We start from the raw sequence: 19635 nt of genomic DNA, 5'->3' as shown, positions 1-19635 counted from the left end.
TGTCTGGGACTAATCTAGCACTACTTCTTGGGCAGTATTTAGTTCTGGCAAACCAACGAGTTGAATCAACACATCTTTAGGCACGGCTTTATCGACGGTCAAGATCATGATGGCTTCTCCGCCGACAATTTTACGCCCTACTTGCATGGAAGCGATATTGACGCCGTTCTCCCCAAGCAAGGTGCCGACACGACCGATAATGCCTGGTTTATCATTGTGGGAGATGAGCAGGAAATGAGCTTCCGGTGCCACATCTACTGGGAACTGGTTCAACCGAACAATACGTTCGCCATAGCCTGCCAGAAGGGTGCCAGATACACGTTGCTCTTCGCCGCTCTGGGTTTTGAGTGTAACGGTAATCAGGTTGGTAAAACCCTTGGTGGCGGGCGCCTGAGATACGACAAGATGGATGTCACGTGTTTTGGCCAGATGTACAGAGTTTACAATGTTCACATCGCTGCCCAGATGACGGCTAAGTACACCTTTCAAAATATAACGTGTCAGAGGCTGTGTATCCACAGAGGACAAATCGCCAGCGTAATCTACCTGAATTTCACGTACAGCCTGATTCGTGATCTGAGCGGCAAAGCTGCCCAGCTTTTCTCCAAGCGAGAAATATGGCTGCAATTGCGTCATGACGTTGGATGGTACTGGAGGCATGTTGACCGCATTTTTAAAAGGCTCATCACGCAAAATATGCAGCACTTGCTCGGACACATCGATAGCTACATTCTCCTGAGCTTCGACAGTTGAGGCCCCCAGATGTGGTGTCACGATAATTTTCGGATGACTCAGGAATGGGTGATCCTGTGCTGGCGGCTCTGACTCGAATACGTCAAAGGCTGCACCGGCAACGATACCTTCATCAATGGCTTCAACAAGAGCCATTTCATCGATAACTCCGCCCCGGGCACAGTTGATGATGCGCATTCCTTTTTTCATCACTTCAAACTGTGGACGAGCAATCATATGTTTCGTTTCCGGTGTTAATGGTGTGTGTACGGTCATAAAATCTGCGTTGCGGATAATTTCGTCCACGCTCGCCAGCTTAATGCCCAGCTTCTCAGCGCGTTCTTCCGTTAGAAATGGATCATAGCCGAGGATGCTCATGCCAAATGCTTTGGCACGTTTAGCCACCTCACTGCCGATACGTCCCATGCCGAGGACTCCAAGTGTTTTGTTACGCAGTTCGACACCGAGGAATGTTTTACGATCCCATGTACCGCCAATGGTTTTGGCATATGCCTGTGGAATATGACGTGCTAGAGCCATCATCATCGCAAAAGTGTGCTCACATGTCGTAATCGTGTTGCCGTCAGGAGCATTAATAACGATAATCCCGCGCTGTGTTGCTGCTTCTAGGTCGATGTTGTCCACTCCGACCCCAGCTCGCCCTACAACCTTGAGGTTCTTACCTGCCGTCATGATGCGTTCGGTTACCCGAGTTTGGCTTCGAACGAGTAATGCGTCATAGTCACCAATAATTTGAAACAATTCATCCTCGCTGAGACCTGTGTTCTTGTCCACCGTGACATCGTCTGCATCCATCAGTTGCTGGATGCCCAGGTCACTGATCGGATCGGATACTAACACTTTAAACATTTGGTTTCCTCCTCAAAGTTAACTTCTTTTATGGACAGGATGTACTTCTAACTGAAATACATTCCATAAAGAACATGAAAAAACTTGAAATGCTTCTAAAAGTACAGGAGAGCGGTGTGAAATACTAGTGTGATAACGCATTGACGCAGAAAAGGGATGAAATAGCATTATGCACCAAACTAACGACCAAAAGTCTTATGCGGAGACACTTTGCGGTTTTCGGGCATCAAAAAAACTCCCGAATCACATACTATCTCCATAGTAAGGGACGAGAGTTATCGTGGTACCACCCTAATTCGCAGCCATTTCGCAATGGACTGCCTTCAGCGGTCATAAAATGACCGAAAGGATAACGGTTTTCTGCCGATTGCATCTAATGCCGGGAAATATTCCCCAGACCTCGGTGCAATAACTCAGGAGCGCTGAAAGTAGTTACTTCGTCACCGGCTTCCACCCAAGCACCGGTTCTCTGAGGACGAAATCAATACCTTTTCTCCATCATTGTTGTTGTCGCTAATAATTTTTTCATAATGTATCATGGCTTACATGGGCATGTCAATAGGACATGCGACATGTGTGGATAGCCGGCTAGATATATAGCTACAGAATGCGGAAAATTAAGATTTAAGTCTTCTTGAATCCGTCCGACTTTTTGGCTATGATGCTAAAGAAGACTATGTAGAGGACTAACTAACTATGAAAAAGCTTAAAGTGAAATGGAAAAGAGCGCAAATTCATGAATTGAATGACCGCTTGCTGCTTTACAATTTGTATCTAACTCAGGGGCTGACCCTGCTGATTGGCGCAATCTGGATTATTTTTCAGAAAAGAAATGTGTTAGAACTATTTGCATTGCCGAACACTTTGCACGTCTTATGGTGGGGATTGGGATTGGCCGCCGCTATGTTACTTGTGGATCTGTTGCTATCCCGGATTATGCCTGAGGATGCTATGGATGACGGTGGTATTAACCAAATGCTGTTTCAAAATCGTCCGGTTTGGCATATTATTTGTATAGCAGCTATCGTCTCCATCTGTGAGGAACTCTTGTTCAGAGGCGCGATTCAGTACAGCTTTGGTCCTTATTGGACAAGCATTTTGTTTGCGGTGATTCATATCCGATATTTACGGCATTGGATTCCCACTGGCTGGGTTTTTCTTAGCAGTTATGGATTGGGTTACATATATGTGCAGACCGGTAGTCTGTGGGCACCGATCATTTGTCATTTTGTGATTGACCTTATATCTGGTTTAGCGTTACGTTTTCGGAGGTATGAAGAATGAATCAGGAACTTAGCAGAGTGCAGACCTATGGTAGCCGTCGAAATGGTCGCAAAGGCAAGGAGGAGGACAGGTCAAAATCTAAACCAGTTCGCTCCCGTGCTTCACGGCCCGTGCCAGAATTGGCTCACGTTGCCGCTGCACCAGAAGTTGCTGTAACGATGGAGGATGACACTCCTGCCAGTGAGTACCGAACGCGGGCAGAAATGTTTCCGTCCCGCCGTATTCGGGTAAGCAAGTGGTTTTTGAATTTTTTGAGCACTCTTTTTGTGCTGATTACTGCAGCGTTACTGTGGTGGGGCATCAAGGGTGCACCACCCATCAGTGAAATGCTTTGGTAATATAAAGTTATTATGGACGTCTGTGCTTAGGTCAAGGCGCGTAATGATACGGTAAAAAGGCCTCCATCTCCGCATAAATAGCGGAGAATGGAGGCCTTTATTGTATTATCTATAGTTAATCCGGAGTATACGCAAGTGTCTATTAGCTGGCAGGAACCTCAATGCCTTGCGGATCGACAAATTGGTAACCCTTTTGCTCAAGGCGTGTCAATAGACTGTCCAGAGCCTCAGCTGTCCATGGCAGTTCATGCATCAAGATATTGCTGCCTGGATGAAGTTGTTCCGTTACGTTTTTGAGGAGTGCCTCCGATTTATTAGGCTGATTCTTTTTCATTGTCCAGTCCAGAGAACCGACGGACCATGTCATGTATAGGAGACCGTTTTCCTTAGCGACCTTGCGACCTACGTCTCCGCCTGCACCATGAGGGGGGCGGAAGAATACGGGAGCTTGTCCTGTAATGTCCTTAACAGCTTTTTGTACTGTTTCAATCTGTTTTTTGACCTCGGACTCAGATTTATTCTTTAGCACGATGTGATCCCAGCTATGGTTGCCGATGGGCTGTCCACGGTCATGGATAAGCTTGAGCAACTCAGGATGCTCTTTTACACGGTAACCGTTCACGAAGAAAATTGCTTTCGCTTTGTGTTTGTCCAGTACATCTATGATTTTGTTAATCATGGCTGCTTCCTTAGGACCATCATCAAAGGTCAGTAACACGACTTTTTTTTCGGTACCTTGTTGGTTAGGGATTACATTGTAGGCTTTATCCAAGTGATACATTTTGTTACTGGTAGTTGCAGATGTCGCAGCTCCTGTTTCGTTGCTTTCGCTGGTTTTATCATTTTGTGCATTGGTTTTACCCGCTGAGTTATGATCATCACTGCCTGCTTGCTTACTGCTGCTTTTTGGGGAAGAGACGTTGCTCTGATCCTTGGCGCTGTTACTTGAGTCAGACGCTACCGAATCCTGTTGGTTGCTTGTTGCCGCAGATTCCGGCTTGGTTGCAGTGCAAGCACTAAGCAGCAGACATGCGGTGAACAAAATGGCTGCTGTTTTTGTACCCATTATTTCATCTCACCTTCCTGTATTTTATACCGTATGAGTTTGTCACTACTGACGAACACTATGCTTGATTCTACCACAAAGGGAGGTTCTAATTGTGAAAACATCTTCATTTTTCCTGGGAATCGTCTTGGGCGCTGTCGCAAGCTCTTTGATCTCCCGCAACCGCAACATGTTGGGCTTATCTATGGACATGGGTGGAAAAAAAGGCGGCAATTTAGTGCAGAAAGCCCGTACTAAAATGATGGACGCGGCATTCCCCGGAATGGGCGAGATAACGCTCAATAAAGAAGACACCCATAAGGATCAAGACCATCATTCACAAACAGATAAAACCGCTCATAACGCCCATACTGCCAAGAACAAAGAAGAGAATATGAAGTTGATTAAAGACTTCATCAGCACAAGTCCCGATGTTAAACGTGAGGTCGAGCAAATTTTGAAAGAAACTCATACAGCCGTACCGGGATTGTAACCCAGAAACCTTTATTCCGAATCATTTTGCGGCTTTTTTGTAAAAGCCGTTCAAATGATTCTTTTTTTTATCTTTTTATTGCGTGCATTTACGATTATAAAATGATAACATGATTACATAGAACCATTTTCATCACAGGCATCATAATTGCATCATAATCTGTTAATAACACTCGGCTGCCAGGAGGAGGGTCCAGTATGAAAATAGAAAGATTAAGTCAGGACAAGATACGGATTTTCCTTACCTTTGACGATTTGAGCGAACGCGGTATTCAAAAAGACGATATGTGGCAAGAAATTCCAAGAGTTCATGAGCTGTTTACCGAAATGATGGATCAGGCATACAGCGAACTGGGCTTCGACGCCACGGGACCGTTAGCTGTCGAAGTCTTTGCGCTTCCTGCTCAAGGAATGGTTGTTATCGTCACCCGGGGAAAATATGACCATCAACAGTATGGTTCGGGTCCCGATGAGGAGCTTCCAGAGGAAGTCTACGAAATGGAAGTCACGCTGGAGCATAGCGATTCCATCGTTTATGCGTTTAGCGATTTCGAAGTACTCATAGAAGCGGCTCATATGCTTCGTAGCAACACTACGGAAGCAGGTAAGCTGTATCATTATAGAGGAAAATGGATTCTGCATTTGGAACCAGAAGAAGTAGAGGAGTCCAAGCTTGCGGCTTTAATCGCGGTTCTTGCTGAATTTGGAGAAGGCTCATCCGTTACACCAGCTATGTTGGAAGAGTATGGTAAGCTGGTCATACCTGAACAGGCAGTTGCTGTCATCTGCACTCATTTTGACAGCCGTTCTTGATTCTTTTATTGAAAGTGATATCGAAGTGAATTTGTCGGCTCTGCGCTGAAAGCAGAGCCGACTCATTTTTATGGAGGGATGATCGGTGCTTCTGTTTTCGGTTTTAGCGGCAGCCACAGCGCCGGGTCTCGCCTTATTGATGTATTTTTACTTGAAGGACAGGTATGATTCGGAGCCACTGCACATGGTTATTAAAGTGTTTTTGCTCGGCTTTTTGGTGGTTCTTCCTGTCATGATTTTTCAACGCGGGCTGCTGCTTTGGCTAGGGGATCACACGTTAATCCAGGTGTTCGGCATTTCAGCCGGAGTGGAAGAGTTTTTTAAATGGTTTCTGTTGTATCACATCATCTATAATCATACCGAGTTCGACGAGCCTTATGATGGTATTTTGTATGCGGCCGCAGTCTCACTCGGATTTGCAACGGTTGAAAATCTGTTATATGCCTGGGCGGGCCATGCTTCGGTTAGCATGATGCTGATGAGATCATTGCTACCGGTATCCGGTCATGCGATGTTTGGCGTAATGATGGGCTACTACATGGGGAAGGCCAAGTTTTCAGAGGGCTTGAGGAGCAAATACATGTTGCTGCTGTCATTGGTGCTTCCATGGTTCTGGCACGGAGTATACGATTTGATTTTAACGAAATTTTCGCATGACTGGATCTGGTTTATCATTCCACTTATGGCATTTCTATGGTATGGGGGAATGGCGAAGATCAGTCGAGCTAATAACCGCTCTCCTTTTCGTTTGTTAAAACGGGAAGAAAAGGTTAATATGTAACGAAATAGGACACACTGATCTGACAAACCTGTTAGAGAAAGAGGTGTCTTTTTTTGCGTATAAAAGTAAGAATTCATTGTAAAAGATGCGGTGAACGCTTTGTACTAAGAGGACGCATAGAGCAAGGACAGATTCAGACCGGCTTTAAACGCTGCATTTGCGATAACTGTGAGTTTATTATTGAAGTCATGGAAAACCATGCATAAGAGAGCATTCTTCTTGTCACACTATCGGTAGTGTACTTGAAGAAAGGAGACTCACAATATGTATAAGCGACTTAGTGCCGTATTGTTCCCGGTGGTTACCCTGATGATGATAGGAGCATTTGTGTGGGGTTATCAGCAAAGCCAGATGAGAAATGAGGTATCTCTTCAGGCGAATAGCATGTCGATGAAAGCGGAAAATCAATACCAGCGTGCGTTTCACGATTTGTCGTTTCATATGGATCAGCTGCATTCTCAACTCGGTAACGCGGTTGCTGTCCATAACACTTCACACTCGATGCACCGCAAATGTTTGATGAACGTGTGGAGGATTGCGAGTGAGGCCCAAAATGAGGTTAATCAGTTGCCTCTCAATGTAATGCCTTTTAATCATGCCAAGGATTTGTTGTCACATCTATCCGCATTTTCGTATCAGACCGCTGTTCGTGATCTGGATCACGAGCCTTTAAACGAGAAAGAAATTTCGAACCTGAAAACGTTATATAACAATTCCAAAGAAATTTCGAAAAACATGCAGGAAGTGCAGCAAAAGGTCCTTAGTAAAAATTTGCGATGGATGGATGTAGATATGGCAGCAGGTTCTCAAACTGGGCCGAAGGACAACACCATTATTGATGGCTTTAAAACCGTGGACAAAAAGGTGGAAAACTACAAGGAGCTGGATTGGGGACCGTCTGTAGCCAGCATCTATGACAAACGCTCTGTGAAAAAATTGAGTCTCCCGGCAGTGAATGCAGAACAAATTAAACGAAATGCCGCTGAATTTACAGGAAAACCGGAAAGTCAGATACGTGTGAACGAAAACGGTAAAGGAACGGAATGGGCATCTTATACAGCTACACTGCTAAATAAGAAGCAACCCGTGGCCAGTATGGATTTCACGAAAAAAGGCGGCAAGCTTATTTCTTATCATGACATGAGGGCAGTAGGTCCTAAAAAAGCATCACGTGATGAAGCGATTCGCTATGCTAGTGAATACCTTGAACAAAAAGGTTACACAGGAATGAAGCCAGTTGCATATGATGAAAGCGGGAATTTAGCTAACATTACATTTGCGAGCCAACAAGGGGACGTGATTATCTATCCAGAAAAAATCACAGTCAGATCAGGCCTTGATAACGGACAAGTGATCGGTTTTCAATCCAGTGATTATGTGTACGAGCATAGTCATCTCCGCCGTATTCCGCAAGCGAAATTGGATTTGAATGCAGCACGAGCAAAATTGAATCCTGAGTTTCGTGAAACTTACCACCGTAAAGCCTTAATTGAAAATGAACTTTCGAATGAAGTTCTGTGTTATGAATTTGGTGGTAAAATCAATGGTTCCGTTTACCGGATATACATTAACGCCAATACAGGGCTGGAAGAAACGATTGAAGAGGTTAAAGATTCAGATGAACCTCAGGTTACTGCAAGTAATGCGTAGTTGATTACATGAAAATGAATCAATAGTCACTCTAAACCTCCTTCATGAAGGAGGTTTTTTGTGCTTAAGTCATAGCTCGAACAAATATAATGCTTAATATAGGCATAAAGTCGTGGTATTATATACCTTAATTAGAGCTTTTAATGGACAAGGATGGTGGATCATTTGTTTCCTAAAATTAATGATGTGTTATACATACAAGTGGCTGGTACTGACCACAAGGACGAGATTTTTGAATTTAAGTCTCGTATTGCGGAAGAGGAGTCACAGAACTTTCTAATTGAAATTCCTATGTCACAAACAAGTGGGCACTTGAAAAAATTGTTTCTAGGGGAAGAGCTATCTATATTTTTTATGAGCGAGGGTGGGATTAAAAATTATTTCAATACCCACGTTACAGGTTTTAAAGAGGATATCCTCCGGATGGTTCGCATCCACAAACCTGCTCCAGACAGCATCAGCAAAATTCAGCGCCGAAACTTTCTTCGGGTTAAGGCCAACTTGGAAATTGCAGTAAAGCATGGTGAGAACGAGTCCAGATTTGTAGCAGAGACGCATGATGTGGGAGGTGGAGGCGTTTCTTTTCAGACCCAGGGAACTCATCATCTTGAAGAAGGAGAATCATTATCTTGCTGGATTTTGGTCCCTTATAAAAACGGCACTCAAGAGCATGTTCCGTTCCAATCTGAAATTGTACGTATTCAGCAGATGGAAAACGGACGCAGACTCATTATGCTGAAATATGAGAAAATTGCTGATCAGGAGCGCCAAAAACTGATTAAATATTGTTTTGAACGACAGCTGGAATTCCGGGGAAAATCGTAATCATCCGAAATTTTTCTTTTTTAGTAAACCTGTCGCTTATTTTGCATCGCCTATAAATGTGTGGTATAATTTTCACGTCGCAGGCAATGCCTGCTTTTTTCTTGAGGTTAGGTTAGGAGGAATTCCCTGTTGGCAAGGCAACATGTATCTTCAAGTAACAAAATAAATGTAGCCATTGATGGACCTGCTGGTGCAGGGAAAAGTACAGTGGCCCGCCTGGTGGCGAAAGCACTTTCTTATGTATATGTAGATACCGGCGCCATGTACCGAGCAGCAACGTGGTACATGATGTGTAAGGAAATTCCTGCAGAAAATGTACAAAAAGTGCTTCAACATGTACCTGAGCTGGTGATTGAATTAGTACCGGACCCCACAGGCCAAAAGGTTTATTGTAACGGGGAAGATGTAACCACTGTGATCCGTTCGATGGAAGTGACTAGCAACGTGTCACAGTATTCAAGTATTGCTGGTTTACGTACACGTTTGACTGAAAACCAGCGTGAAATGGCTGCACGCAAGGGTGTCGTTATGGATGGTCGCGATATTGGTACAACTGTACTTCCTGATGCGGAAGTCAAGGTGTTCATGACCGCAAGTGTTCAGGAACGTGCCTCTCGCCGTTTTAAAGAACTGAGCGAAACTGATGATATCACTCTGGAGCAGCTAGAACGTGACATTGCGGCACGTGACAAGCTTGACGAGGAGAGGGAGGTATCCCCGCTTCGTTGCAGTGAGGACGCCATCGTGCTCGATACGACCCATATGGGCATTCAGGATGTCGTTGATACGATCGTATCTTATTGTTTAACGGAGAAGGATGGAGAGATCAGCCAATGATATATACTGTATGCGTCAGTATTTTGCGTCTCATTTACCGCGTTCTGTTTAGACTTGAGGCGGTAGGCAGTGAAAATGTTCCTGCCGAGGGCGGAGTACTGTTGTGTTCTAATCATATTAGTAATCTTGACCCTCCTACAGTCGGTATTTTGCTGAAGCGAAAGGTTCACTTTATGGCAAAAGCCGAGCTGTTTAATGTTCCTGTACTAGGTCCACTCATTGGGAAACTGGGAGCTTTTCCAGTCAAACGCGGTGGTGTAAGTAAGGAATCCATTAAGCTGGCATTGAACATTTTGCGTGACGGTAAGGTTATGGGGATCTTTCCCGAAGGCTCCAGAGGAGCTGGGGGAATCGGTAAAAAGGGTGCTGCAAGCTTTGCGCTACGCAGTGGAGCGGCTGCCGTTCCGGTCGCCATTATTGGTGATTACAAGCTTTTCCGTAAAACGAAAGTGTTATACGGTAAACCTGTCAATTTGGACGCTTACCAAAAGGGTGCCGATATCGAAGGAGATCCGCTTGAACTGGCAACAGAAGCAATTATGTCTCGTATTCGCACGATGAAGGAAACGGGTAAGCCTACGAATAACTGAAAGGCTTGCATGAATTGTGTCTAAGCTCGGAAAACTAGAACAAAAGTTTATTTATGTTTTGAACTCTGCTATGCGCAGGTTTAAATAAATGGTTTTTTTTGAATTGAGGAGGGTATTGACATGTCGGAAGAAATTAAAAATCAAGAAGCTGCTGAAGCGGCAAATCAAGACGAGCTCGATCAAATCGTCTCCCTGAAAAAAGGTGACACCGTTAAGGGTACAATCGTGAAATTGGAAGATAACCAAGCGGTAGTAAGCATTGGATATAAATACGATGGAGTTATTCCAATTCGCGAGTTGTCTTCTGGTCTGGATAACGCAGAAGAAGCAGTACAAGTAGGCCAAGAGGTTGAAGCTAGAATTATCAGCATTGACGATGGCAAGGAAAAACTTGTTCTGTCCAAACGTGCAATCGACAGTGAAAATGCTTGGGAAAAGTTGGAGCAACTGTTCGAAAGCAAAGAAGTATTTGAAGTCGTTGTAAATGATGTCGTTAAAGGTGGCATCGTGGTAGACGTGGGTCTGCGCGGATTCATCCCTGCATCCATGGTAGAACGTCACTTCGTTGAAGATTTCAGTGATTACAAAGGCCGCACATTGCGTGTTGTTGTAAAAGAACTGGATCGTGAAAATAACAAAGTGATCCTTTCTCAAAAAGACGTTCTGGAAGCAGAATTCGAAGCTAACAAGCTTAAAGTAATGGCTGAGCTGAAAGAAGGCCAAGAAATCGTAGGTACGGTTCAACGTCTTACTCAGTTCGGTGCTTTCGTAGATGTTGGCGGCGTGGACGGTCTGGTTCACGTATCTGAAATTGCTTGGACTCATGTCGATAAGCCTTCTGATGCAGTTTCTGAAGGAGATCAAGTGAAAGTGAAAGTCTTGAAGGTAGATCCTGAAAAAGGAAAAATCAGCCTGAGCATGAAAGCTGCACAGCCTGGTCCTTGGGAATCGGCTGCTGGACAATTCAACAACAATGACATCGTAACAGGTGTTGTAAAACGTCTGGTTAACTTCGGAGCATTTGTTGAAATCGCTCCTGGCGTGGAAGGTTTGGTTCATATTTCCCAAATTTCCCACAAACACATTGGAACTCCACAAGAAGTTCTGGAAGAAGGACAAGAAGTGAAAGTTAAAATTCTTGAAATGAATCCTTCCGAAAAACGTGTTAGCCTGAGCATTAAAGAAACTGAGGAAGCTCCTGAAGCTGCTCCTAAAGCAGAAAGAGCTCCACGTGCATCTCGTGCACCTCGTGAGGAACTGAATAATCCTAACGTTTCCCTCAATAATTCTGGTCTGAGCATTACGCTCGGCGAGCGGTTTGGCGATAAGCTGAACAAATTTAAATGAGTTTAAATCAATACATTTTATAATAAGCATAACGTACACCATCGGCGGACCCAGAGGGTTCGCCGATTGTTGTTACGTGACCATATCGCCAATAGGTATGTTTTTTGCTATGATGATAGCGGAAGAATTGACAGGAGGAGTGAATTTATGGCAAGACCCGTTGTGGCTATCGTTGGTCGTCCGAATGTGGGTAAGTCCACTATTTTTAATCGGATTATCGGGGATCGTTTGTCCATCGTGGAAGATAAACCCGGAATCACTCGTGACCGTATATACGGTATATCGGAGTGGAATGGTAAATCCTTCAGTATTATTGACACCGGCGGCATTGAGATTGATGGTGAAGATGTCATTTTAAAATCCATCCGTATGCAGGCCGAACTTGCAATAGAAGAAGCAGATGTAATTGTATTCATGAGTGATGCGAAAGCAGGAATTACACAGTCAGATGAAGAGGTAGCTCAAATGCTATATCGTTCGGGTAAACCGATCATCGTAGCTGTCAACAAGGTGGACAACCTCAGTCGCGCCGATCTGATTTATGAGTTTTATTCTTATGGATTTGGTGATCCAATCGCTGTTTCTGGTAGTCATGGCACAGGGATAGGCGACCTGCTAGATGCCATTACGTCCAATTTGCCTGAGCTGGAAGAAGATCACTATGATGAAGACGTTATTCGTGTTGCCTTGATCGGCCGCCCGAATGTAGGTAAATCTTCACTGGTTAACGCCATTCTGGGAGAAGAACGGGTTATCGTTAGTGACATTGCAGGCACGACGCGTGATGCAATTGATACACCTTTTGAAAAAGACGGTCAAAAGTATGTACTGATTGATACGGCAGGTATGCGTAAACGTGGTAAGGTATATGAAACGACCGAAAAATATAGTGTAATGCGTGCGATGCGTGCCATTGAGCGTGCAGATGTTGTACTGGTCGTTATTAACGGCGAGGAAGGCATTATTGAGCAGGATAAGCACATTGCTGGCTATGCTTATGAAGCGGGTAAAGCATCGCTGTTTGTCGTTAACAAATGGGATGTCGTGGACAAGGACGATAAAACGATGCACCAGTTTGAAACGAAAATTCGCGATCACTTTCTGTTTATGACATATGCTCCGATTGTGTTCTTGTCTGCAAAAACGAAGCAACGCCTGCAAAAGCTGCTTCCTGTTGTACAGCATGTGGCACAGCAGCATGTGTTGCGTATTCAGACACATTTGCTGAATGATGTAATTTCCGATGCGGTTGCCATCAATCCTCCGCCAACAGACAAGGGACGTCGTCTGCGCATTAACTATGTGACCCAGGTTGCTGTTAAGCCGCCTACGATGGTTGTATTCGTAAACGATCCAGAAATAATGCACTTCTCGTATGAGCGTTATCTGGAGAACAAAATTCGCGCCGCCTTCAATTTTGAAGGAACTCCAATTCGTATCTTTACACGGCGCAAGTCTGACGAAAGTTAGGAGCGAATAGGTTGATTTTACAAATCGTTGCCATCGTACTCAGTTACTTGCTTGGCTCTGTCAGCTTTAGTTTGCTGTATGGAAAATTAAAAGGAATCGACATTCGCCAGCATGGAAGCGGCAATGCCGGTGCGACGAATACGCTGCGTGTGCTTGGAAAAGGCCCAGCTATTCTGGTACTGCTGCTGGACGTACTTAAAGGGGTTATTGCAGTGCTAATAGGGCACTGGTTAGGTGGACAATCATCCTGGGTACCGGGTTTGTGCGGCATTGCGGCGATTGCGGGCCATAACTGGCCGGTATATTTTCACTTCCGTGGAGGAAAAGGGATTGCGACTGCTATTGGTGTATTGGCATCGCTTGCCTTACTGCCCGCTCTATATGCCGGAATCATTGCGATACTTGCAATCGTAATGACGCGTTACGTATCCTTGGGATCGCTCATTTTTGTCATTTTGACCCCCTGGATATTACTCGTGCTTGGTTATGCATGGCCGTTATTCTGGACGGCTCTAATCATTTGTCTGTTCGCTGTGTGGAGACACCGTACCAACATAGTCAAGCTGGTACGGGGGAATGAGAATAAGCTTGGCTCCAAAGGAGGAGATCGTCTTGTCTGAGAAAATAGCTGTGCTGGTCGCGGGAAGTTGGGGAACAGCCCTGGCTTCCGTTCTTGCGGCCAATAACAACGATGTCTCTGTCTGGACGAGAAACGAGCAGCAAGCAGCTGAAATCAATGAGAAGCATACGAATGAGCATTATTTACCAGGCTCCATTTTGTCTGATCGCATTTCAGCTACAACTGATATGCAGACTGCGGTGTCTGGTGCTAAAGCAGTGATTATCGTATCTCCTTCGGCTGCTGCTCGTCAGGTAGCACGTAGTCTGAAAGCTTATTTTAGCAAGGATATGCTGGTAGTGCATGCTATTAAAGGTTTTGAAACTGAAACGCTTAAACGTATGTCCACGGTGATCTCGGAAGAACTGGAAGTCGCAGAGGGCGATATTGCCGTGCTGTCTGGTCCGAGTCATGCGGAAGAAGTGGTGAAGAAGTGTCCTACAACGGTCGTTGTAGCTTCCTCCAATGAGAAGGCTGCACAGGCCGCACAGGGGCTGTTCATGAACTCCTATTTCCGCGTCTATACAAACCGTGATTTGCTCGGCGTGGAGCTGTCGGGGGCGCTAAAAAACATTATCGCATTGGGTGCGGGAATGTCAGACGGACTTGGTTTCGGTGATAATGCCAAAGCGGCTTTATTGACCCGTGGATTGGCTGAAATTACCCGTGCCGGAGTTGAGATGGGCGCTAACCCACTAACCTTTGCCGGCCTGGCTGGTATTGGCGATCTAGTGGTCACTGCAACGAGTCGTCACAGTCGCAACTGGCGTGCAGGGTCACTATTGGGACAGGGCCAACAGCTTGATGCTGTGCTGGAATCGATGGGCATGGTCGTAGAAGGTATTCGAACGACAAAAGCGGCATACGCCATCTCTCAAAAATTAGGTGTTCAGATGCCTATTACAGAGGTACTGTATGGAGTACTGTTTGAAGGACGGGACGTCCGTAAGGCCGTTGAGGCGCTGATGGGTCGCGATCCTAAGACCGAGATGGAAGTCATGCCACTTCAAACTTGGGAGCAATGGCATTCTTAAGGGCTCGGATGAGCTTTAATAATATAAAGGCTGTCTCATGGTAGATTTTTTCTATAATGAGATAGCCTTTTTTAGTTAGGCGTTTGGCATGTCTTATGTACGCTTAATCACCTTTTGTCTCCGCCACTCATAGACTGAGTTGAGCAATGGCGGAGGAGGGGAGATTGTGAATAAAAACTTTCCGAAAGATGCATTGAAGGCCATTAACAAAAAAGGCGGCAAAAACATATCCGAAAATGCAGTGAAAAAGCTGGCAGGCACGGTAAAGGCGGACACGCTTCAAAGCGAAGCGCAACTGCGTCAGCTTATCAAGCAGGTGTCTGCGATGGCCAACATTCCGGTGTCGGAAGATACAGTAAGGGATATCGTTGGTGCCGTCAAAAAGAGCGGAATGAATCCTTCCAATATGGAAGCGTTGATGAAAATGATGATGAAAAAATAGACCGCTGGCCGCACGCCGGTTAGTAATATTCACCGTGAACCGGGAAGGTTCGCGGTTTTTTTTATATTTTGGAGCAGCTAACCTCTTTTTCAGTACACAAAATATCGAACTGCCCTGTCGAACATGTTATAATGATGCCCATCAGGAAACGGAAGGAAAGACAGCAAAGGAGGAGACGATGTTGAAGGAGGCAATATCATCAGTGTTAGTAGACAGGCTTCCTCACAATCTGGCAGTTGCGCTGAGTAGCTTGGCTGAGAGCTGGTCAATAGTGTCGGTTCCGTGGATGCTGGGCGGGAGCTGTTCACTACTTGTGCAAGAAGTTGAACTAGATCGCCTGCCTCGGGACATTGATATTTATGCGGATATTCATGCCGCAAAGCAGCTTCATGCGCACCCCCTGGGTATGAGTATAGATCGACAGCAGGTTGACCGTAGCGGCTCTTACGTTTCATTGCTGAGCCACTATGACTTGGAGGGATTTCCAGTCGAGTTGGTGGGAGGATTTGAGGTATTATGTGGCGGAGCGTTATATCGCTTAGAGATCGAGCGACTACTTTGGTCGGCAGGGGTTCAGCTTGAGTTGGGGAGTGCTTCGCTGCGTCTGATGCCGCTCAGTCATGAACTTTTATTCAATATATTACGAAATCGACCCGACCGATATAAAGCGATTGCAGATGTTATGAAGCGCGACCCGCGACGTCATATAATTGTACTGAAGCAGTTACTAGTCAGTAATATTTGGAATGAGGAGCAATTGGACAAGCTTACAGAACTTCTGCCTTGGCCAGAGTTGCACTCCGTCATCCAGATGGGCAATGAAGTATAAGCTGTATGTGTTAGGAGAAAGACGACTGGAGGACCGTTCATGAATGTGCAGATTACGTTCAAACCATCAGGCAGGCGCGTACAGGTCGGTCAGGGTACGTCATTGCTTCAGGCTGCTCGAAAAGCGGGTGTATATATTCCCACTCGTTGTGACGGAAAAGCAGCCTGTCTGATGTGTAAGGTACAAATATCACCGGAATGGGCTGAATTCGCAGGCCAACCCAGTGATGCAGAGCAGCGTAAGCTGGGACCTTTACTGGATGAAGGAATACGCTTATCCTGCCAGGCGCGTGTCCAAGGCGATATGCAGGTAACCGTACCAGAGGATAGGCTCAAGGCGGCTATCAGGCTGCAACTGGAGCGTCAGGCGATGGATGATGAACTGTGGTAATGCCGATTATATCAGGAGAATAAAAAAGGATGGTTTCCGACGACTCTAAACGGTCAGGAGAAACATCCTTTTTTTATTTAGTCTAGCGATGAAGTCATGGCAGAGTCTTGCCCCGCATATATTAGGTGAGTGGACCCAAACGTAAAATATCGTTTCTGCAATGATCGCTGTGTCGTAATCTATTTTTTAAAAAACTAAACATATTTTACGGAGGGGATACATATGATGGTATCAGTCCAAATGCATGTACGAGTTTACGCCGTTTCGCCGATTCCATCAGTCTCCTGAATCTCGGCGGCGGACGACTTCCGGGCATTTTAAAGGCTGTTCTGCCGCATCTGGGATCAAGCAGTTGGTTGAACACGAAGCGGATGCTCTTTAAGCATTTTTCCTTCGGAGACTTTTGAGGAGGGGATTTCATTGGAGAAAGTGGACATTTTTAAAGACATTGCCGAACGCACCGGAGGAGACATTTATCTTGGGGTCGTCGGCGCAGTCCGAACAGGAAAATCAACATTTATCAAGCGGTTTATGGAGACGATTGTTCTGCCAAACATTACAAGTGAGGCGGACCGTGCCCGCGCCGTAGACGAGTTGCCGCAAAGTGCGGCAGGCAAGACGATCATGACGACGGAGCCTAAATTCGTACCGAATAATGCCGTCCAGATCAAAGTAACGGAAGGACTGGACGTGAATGTACGTCTGGTTGACTGTGTAGGATATGCAGTAGAAGGAGCAAAAGGGTACGAGGATGAAAATGGTCCGAGGATGATTTCCACACCATGGTTCGAAGAACCCATTCCTTTTCAGGAAGCGGCGGAGATTGGTACACGCAAGGTTATTCAGGAGCATTCGACGCTCGGTGTGGTAGTCACTACAGACGGCACGATTGCGGAAATCCCGCGCAGCTCTTATGTAGAGTCGGAGGAACGCGTCATTGAGGAGTTGAAGGAAGTTGGCAAGCCATTTGTTCTGGTTATCAACTCCACGCATCCGCGCAGTGATGAAACACTCCAGCTTCGCAGTGAGCTGGCTGCCAAGTACGATATACCAGTTATGACACTCAGCGCGGCGACTATGACTGAAGATGATGTTACAGGCGTACTTCGTGAAGTATTGTATGAATTTCCGGTGCATGAGGTGAATGTAAACCTGCCGAGCTGGGTCATGGTACTGAACGAAGAGCACTGGCTGCGTAGCAATTATGAGAATTCCGTTCGCGATACGGTTAAAGATATTCGACGTCTGCGTGATGTAGATCGAGTGGTCGGCCAGTTTATGGAATATGAATTCATCGACAGGGCCGGATTGAGCGGGATGAATATGGGGCAGGGCGTAGCTGAAATTGATCTGTATGCTCCCGATGAGCTGTATGACCAGATTTTGGTCGAAGTCGTCGGGGTAGAGATTCGCGGCAAGGATCATTTGCTGCAAATGATGCAGGATTTTGCCCATGCCAAACGGGAGTACGACCGCTTCGCCGAGGCGCTGGAAATGGTCAAGACAACGGGATATGGCATTGCAGCGCCGTCATTGTCCGAAATGGCACTAGACGATCCGCAGTTGATTCGTCAGGGCACAAGGTTTGGTGTGCGGCTCAAGGCAACAGCACCTTCCATACACATGATCCGTGTCGATGTGGAATCGGAATTTGCTCCGATTATCGGAACAGAGAAGCAAAGTGAGGAGCTTATGCGCTATCTGATGCAGGATTTTGAGAATGACCCAATCAAAATTTGGGAGTCAGACATCTTCGGACGCTCGCTGCATTCAATTGTACGGGAAGGCATTCAGGGTAAAATCGCTATGATGCCGGACAATGCACGCTATAAGCTGCAGGAAACGCTGGGTCGTATCATTAATGAAGGCTCCGGCGGTCTCATTGCTATTATTCTTTAAGGCTAGGCCACACCCCAAAAAATGTATAAGAGAAATACCGTGGAGAGCAATTGGCTCTCTACGATTCGCAAAAACAAGATATTAGACTGACTTCTAAAACCAGACAGGGGTAGCCATGGACGAGAAAATAAAGTCCTAGACTACCTCTGTTTTTATTGAGCTTTTCGTTTCTCCTAGCGGGATTTAGGTTCAAATGTAACAATCCGATTAATGAGTTTCACAACGTGATTACCTTGGTAGTCATCTTCACATTTGGTCTCTTCCAACGTAGCCGAGGCTGATTTAATTTGCAATGAACGATTCTTATAATCGATATAGCAATTGACTGGCTATTTATTAAAAGCGTAGTTCTGGCATTCGGCAGGACACCCCAAATATTCAAATACTCTGCGTGCAGGTTCGTCAATCGGTAAGTACACTTCAATTCCAGGATACATGTGACTGCTTACAGAAAGATGAATTAGCTTGTAGCGAATGGGGACTAAATCGGCCATGGCTCCCATTCTGGCCAAAATGATTTTGGAGTGCTCAACTTCATTTGATGAGTCCTTTGGCTGCATACTCCAATATTTATTAAGATCGTCATATTTTCGAAATTTGTCAATTAACTTTTTATACCAATCGTCGTATCGGGAAAACATGTTATATCTTTTGAAAGCTTGTATCCCATAAATAGCATGAGACTCCCACTGTTCAAACGACTCAGCATCGAAGGTAGAACGGGGACGAATGGAAAAATCAGAGTTAAAATGAAAATCAACTTTATTCAGTTTGCCATTCATAAAAGAATCGGAGGGGACATCAAATAAATGGCGAAACGGCTCATTTAACCCCTTGATATCTAAGGTATGAGTAACGATCATTGCCGGAAATGGCAAGTTACTCATGATCTGCTGTGCTTGCTCCAGCGCCAGTTCCAGAGACCGTCCTTCCAATTCGTAATGGATCGGAAGATAATCAGCGGCGAGGAGAAGATCATTGCGCTCATCTGAAGTGCACTCCAGATACTCAGCAATATGAATCATCGTTTGCCGATCCGGTATTCGACGAGACCGTCCAACCAATAGATTTTTATACGTAGGACATGCCTCATCATTAAGCTCCTGCTGAGTAAATCGTTTCAATAACGGGTGAGATAGCTCAGTATATTCCCGTTGACGTTTCATGCGAACAGCTTCAATCTCTCCCAATACGATTTTTAATGTTTTATATTGGAAGTCCTCGTCCTTGTGCATGGTCATCCTTTTTCAATCCTTTTCATAATGAGGTGTAGTTCTACACTTGGTGCAGATGATTCCCTACAGTATACTACATTGTGAAAAAGGTGAGCTATTTACAAGAGGTTCTC

At 45.4% G+C, this 19635-nt stretch carries 20 protein-coding genes and 1 other annotated feature; of the genes, 17 read left to right on the top strand and 3 right to left on the bottom strand.

Annotated features, from left to right (window positions below):
• Positions 1-9 precede the first annotated feature (9 nt).
• Positions 10-1602, bottom strand: a complete 1593-nt coding sequence (serA, locus tag KAI37_RS15520; RefSeq protein ID WP_076293025.1) for a phosphoglycerate dehydrogenase — start codon at positions 1600-1602, stop codon at positions 10-12.
• 261 nt (positions 1603-1863) lie between these two features.
• Positions 1864-2113: a binding site (T-box leader), on the bottom strand.
• Positions 2114-2298: 185 nt separating this feature from the next.
• On the opposite strand from serA, the gene KAI37_RS15515 reads away from it, so the two are divergent.
• Together KAI37_RS15515 and KAI37_RS15510 are read left to right on the top strand one after the other, a co-directional pair.
• Positions 2299-2886: a type II CAAX endopeptidase family protein gene (locus KAI37_RS15515; protein ID WP_025723057.1), complete on the top strand. Its 588-nt coding sequence runs from the start codon at positions 2299-2301 to the stop codon at positions 2884-2886.
• Positions 2883-3224, top strand: coding sequence for a hypothetical protein (locus KAI37_RS15510; protein WP_025723058.1), 342 nt, complete (start codon positions 2883-2885; stop codon positions 3222-3224). Before KAI37_RS15515 ends, KAI37_RS15510 begins: the two co-directional genes overlap by 4 nt.
• Positions 3225-3366: 142 nt before the next feature.
• Here KAI37_RS15510 and KAI37_RS15505 read toward each other — a convergent pair whose 3' ends face one another.
• Entirely contained in the window at positions 3367-4290 is a 924-nt protein-coding gene (locus tag KAI37_RS15505; protein ID WP_220029791.1) for a polysaccharide deacetylase family protein, read from the bottom strand.
• A 94-nt stretch (positions 4291-4384) separates the two neighbouring features.
• Here KAI37_RS15505 and KAI37_RS15500 point away from each other — a divergent pair, with 94 nt between their 5' ends.
• From KAI37_RS15500 to spoIVA, 15 genes are all read left to right on the top strand, one after another.
• Positions 4385-4762 carry a hypothetical protein gene (locus KAI37_RS15500; RefSeq protein WP_013310752.1) on the top strand — a complete coding sequence of 126 codons (378 nt, stop codon included), beginning with the start codon at positions 4385-4387 and terminating at the stop codon, positions 4760-4762.
• A 197-nt stretch (positions 4763-4959) separates the two neighbouring features.
• Positions 4960-5574 (top strand): genetic competence negative regulator, encoded by a 615-nt coding sequence (locus tag KAI37_RS15495; RefSeq protein WP_013310751.1) that lies wholly within the window; start codon positions 4960-4962, stop codon positions 5572-5574.
• 85 nt (positions 5575-5659) lie between these two features.
• Complete coding sequence (gene prsW, locus KAI37_RS15490) at positions 5660-6355, top strand: glutamic-type intramembrane protease PrsW (RefSeq protein WP_025723061.1); 696 nt, start codon at positions 5660-5662, stop codon at positions 6353-6355.
• Positions 6356-6619: 264 nt separating this feature from the next.
• The gene (ypeB, locus tag KAI37_RS15485) at positions 6620-8005 is read left to right on the top strand and encodes a germination protein YpeB (protein ID WP_220029790.1); all 1386 of its coding nucleotides are present in this window, start codon (positions 6620-6622) and stop codon (positions 8003-8005) included.
• Between the two features lie 165 nt (positions 8006-8170).
• A complete protein-coding gene (locus KAI37_RS15480; protein WP_071641415.1) occupies positions 8171-8830 on the top strand; it encodes a flagellar brake protein in 660 nt (219 codons plus the stop codon).
• 129 nt (positions 8831-8959) lie between these two features.
• On the top strand, positions 8960-9667 hold the full coding sequence (cmk, locus tag KAI37_RS15475) for a (d)CMP kinase (RefSeq protein ID WP_023989187.1): 708 nt from the start codon (positions 8960-8962) through the stop codon (positions 9665-9667).
• Positions 9664-10257: a lysophospholipid acyltransferase family protein gene (locus KAI37_RS15470; RefSeq protein WP_071641411.1), complete on the top strand. Its 594-nt coding sequence runs from the start codon at positions 9664-9666 to the stop codon at positions 10255-10257. The genes cmk and KAI37_RS15470 overlap by 4 nt, the downstream gene beginning before the upstream one ends.
• Before the next feature lie 120 nt (positions 10258-10377).
• Positions 10378-11604, top strand: a complete 1227-nt coding sequence (gene rpsA, locus KAI37_RS15465) for a 30S ribosomal protein S1 (RefSeq protein WP_013371699.1) — start codon at positions 10378-10380, stop codon at positions 11602-11604.
• A gap of 147 nt (positions 11605-11751) precedes the next feature.
• Positions 11752-13074 carry a ribosome biogenesis GTPase Der gene (gene der / locus KAI37_RS15460; RefSeq protein WP_013310744.1) on the top strand — a complete coding sequence of 441 codons (1323 nt, stop codon included), beginning with the start codon at positions 11752-11754 and terminating at the stop codon, positions 13072-13074.
• A gap of 11 nt (positions 13075-13085) precedes the next feature.
• Entirely contained in the window at positions 13086-13694 is a 609-nt protein-coding gene (gene plsY, locus KAI37_RS15455; RefSeq protein ID WP_025723065.1) for a glycerol-3-phosphate 1-O-acyltransferase PlsY, read from the top strand.
• Positions 13687-14727 (top strand): NAD(P)H-dependent glycerol-3-phosphate dehydrogenase, encoded by a 1041-nt coding sequence (locus KAI37_RS15450; protein ID WP_071641409.1) that lies wholly within the window; start codon positions 13687-13689, stop codon positions 14725-14727. The genes plsY and KAI37_RS15450 overlap by 8 nt, the downstream gene beginning before the upstream one ends.
• A gap of 166 nt (positions 14728-14893) precedes the next feature.
• Positions 14894-15169: a stage VI sporulation protein F gene (locus KAI37_RS15445; protein ID WP_013310741.1), complete on the top strand. Its 276-nt coding sequence runs from the start codon at positions 14894-14896 to the stop codon at positions 15167-15169.
• A gap of 178 nt (positions 15170-15347) precedes the next feature.
• Positions 15348-15998, top strand: coding sequence for a hypothetical protein (locus KAI37_RS15440; RefSeq protein WP_076293028.1), 651 nt, complete (start codon positions 15348-15350; stop codon positions 15996-15998).
• 39 nt (positions 15999-16037) lie between these two features.
• Positions 16038-16388, top strand: coding sequence for a 2Fe-2S iron-sulfur cluster-binding protein (locus tag KAI37_RS15435; protein ID WP_025723068.1), 351 nt, complete (start codon positions 16038-16040; stop codon positions 16386-16388).
• Positions 16389-16808: 420 nt separating this feature from the next.
• Positions 16809-18287, top strand: a complete 1479-nt coding sequence (gene spoIVA / locus KAI37_RS15430) for a stage IV sporulation protein A (RefSeq protein ID WP_023989182.1) — start codon at positions 16809-16811, stop codon at positions 18285-18287.
• Positions 18288-18616: 329 nt separating this feature from the next.
• Here the strand turns inward: spoIVA and KAI37_RS15425 are convergent, their stop codons facing one another.
• Positions 18617-19528: an MmyB family transcriptional regulator gene (locus KAI37_RS15425; protein ID WP_071641402.1), complete on the bottom strand. Its 912-nt coding sequence runs from the start codon at positions 19526-19528 to the stop codon at positions 18617-18619.
• Between the last annotated feature and the right edge of the window lie 107 nt (positions 19529-19635).

The sequence above is a fragment of the Paenibacillus sp. S25 genome (genome assembly GCF_019454085.1).
In the GTDB taxonomy this organism is placed as follows: Bacteria; Bacillota; Bacilli; order Paenibacillales; family Paenibacillaceae; genus Paenibacillus; species Paenibacillus polymyxa_B.
The sequence above is the reverse complement of the archived record's forward strand: the minus strand, read 5'-3'. Positions and strand labels throughout refer to the sequence as shown.

Coding starts and splice junctions, on each gene's coding strand:
- der (WP_013310744.1), top strand. CDS start 11,752: ATGGCAAGACCCGTTGTGGCTATCGTTGGTCGTCCGAATGTGGGTAAG.
- KAI37_RS15505 (WP_220029791.1), bottom strand. CDS start 4,290: ATGGGTACAAAAACAGCAGCCATTTTGTTCACCGCATGTCTGCTGCTT.
- KAI37_RS15495 (WP_013310751.1), top strand. CDS start 4,960: ATGAAAATAGAAAGATTAAGTCAGGACAAGATACGGATTTTCCTTACC.
- ypeB (WP_220029790.1), top strand. CDS start 6,620: ATGTATAAGCGACTTAGTGCCGTATTGTTCCCGGTGGTTACCCTGATG.
- KAI37_RS15470 (WP_071641411.1), top strand. CDS start 9,664: ATGATATATACTGTATGCGTCAGTATTTTGCGTCTCATTTACCGCGTT.
- KAI37_RS15515 (WP_025723057.1), top strand. CDS start 2,299: ATGAAAAAGCTTAAAGTGAAATGGAAAAGAGCGCAAATTCATGAATTG.
- KAI37_RS15440 (WP_076293028.1), top strand. CDS start 15,348: ATGTTGAAGGAGGCAATATCATCAGTGTTAGTAGACAGGCTTCCTCAC.
- KAI37_RS15435 (WP_025723068.1), top strand. CDS start 16,038: ATGAATGTGCAGATTACGTTCAAACCATCAGGCAGGCGCGTACAGGTC.
- KAI37_RS15425 (WP_071641402.1), bottom strand. CDS start 19,528: ATGACCATGCACAAGGACGAGGACTTCCAATATAAAACATTAAAAATC.
- rpsA (WP_013371699.1), top strand. CDS start 10,378: ATGTCGGAAGAAATTAAAAATCAAGAAGCTGCTGAAGCGGCAAATCAA.
- KAI37_RS15510 (WP_025723058.1), top strand. CDS start 2,883: ATGAATCAGGAACTTAGCAGAGTGCAGACCTATGGTAGCCGTCGAAAT.
- serA (WP_076293025.1), bottom strand. CDS start 1,602: ATGTTTAAAGTGTTAGTATCCGATCCGATCAGTGACCTGGGCATCCAG.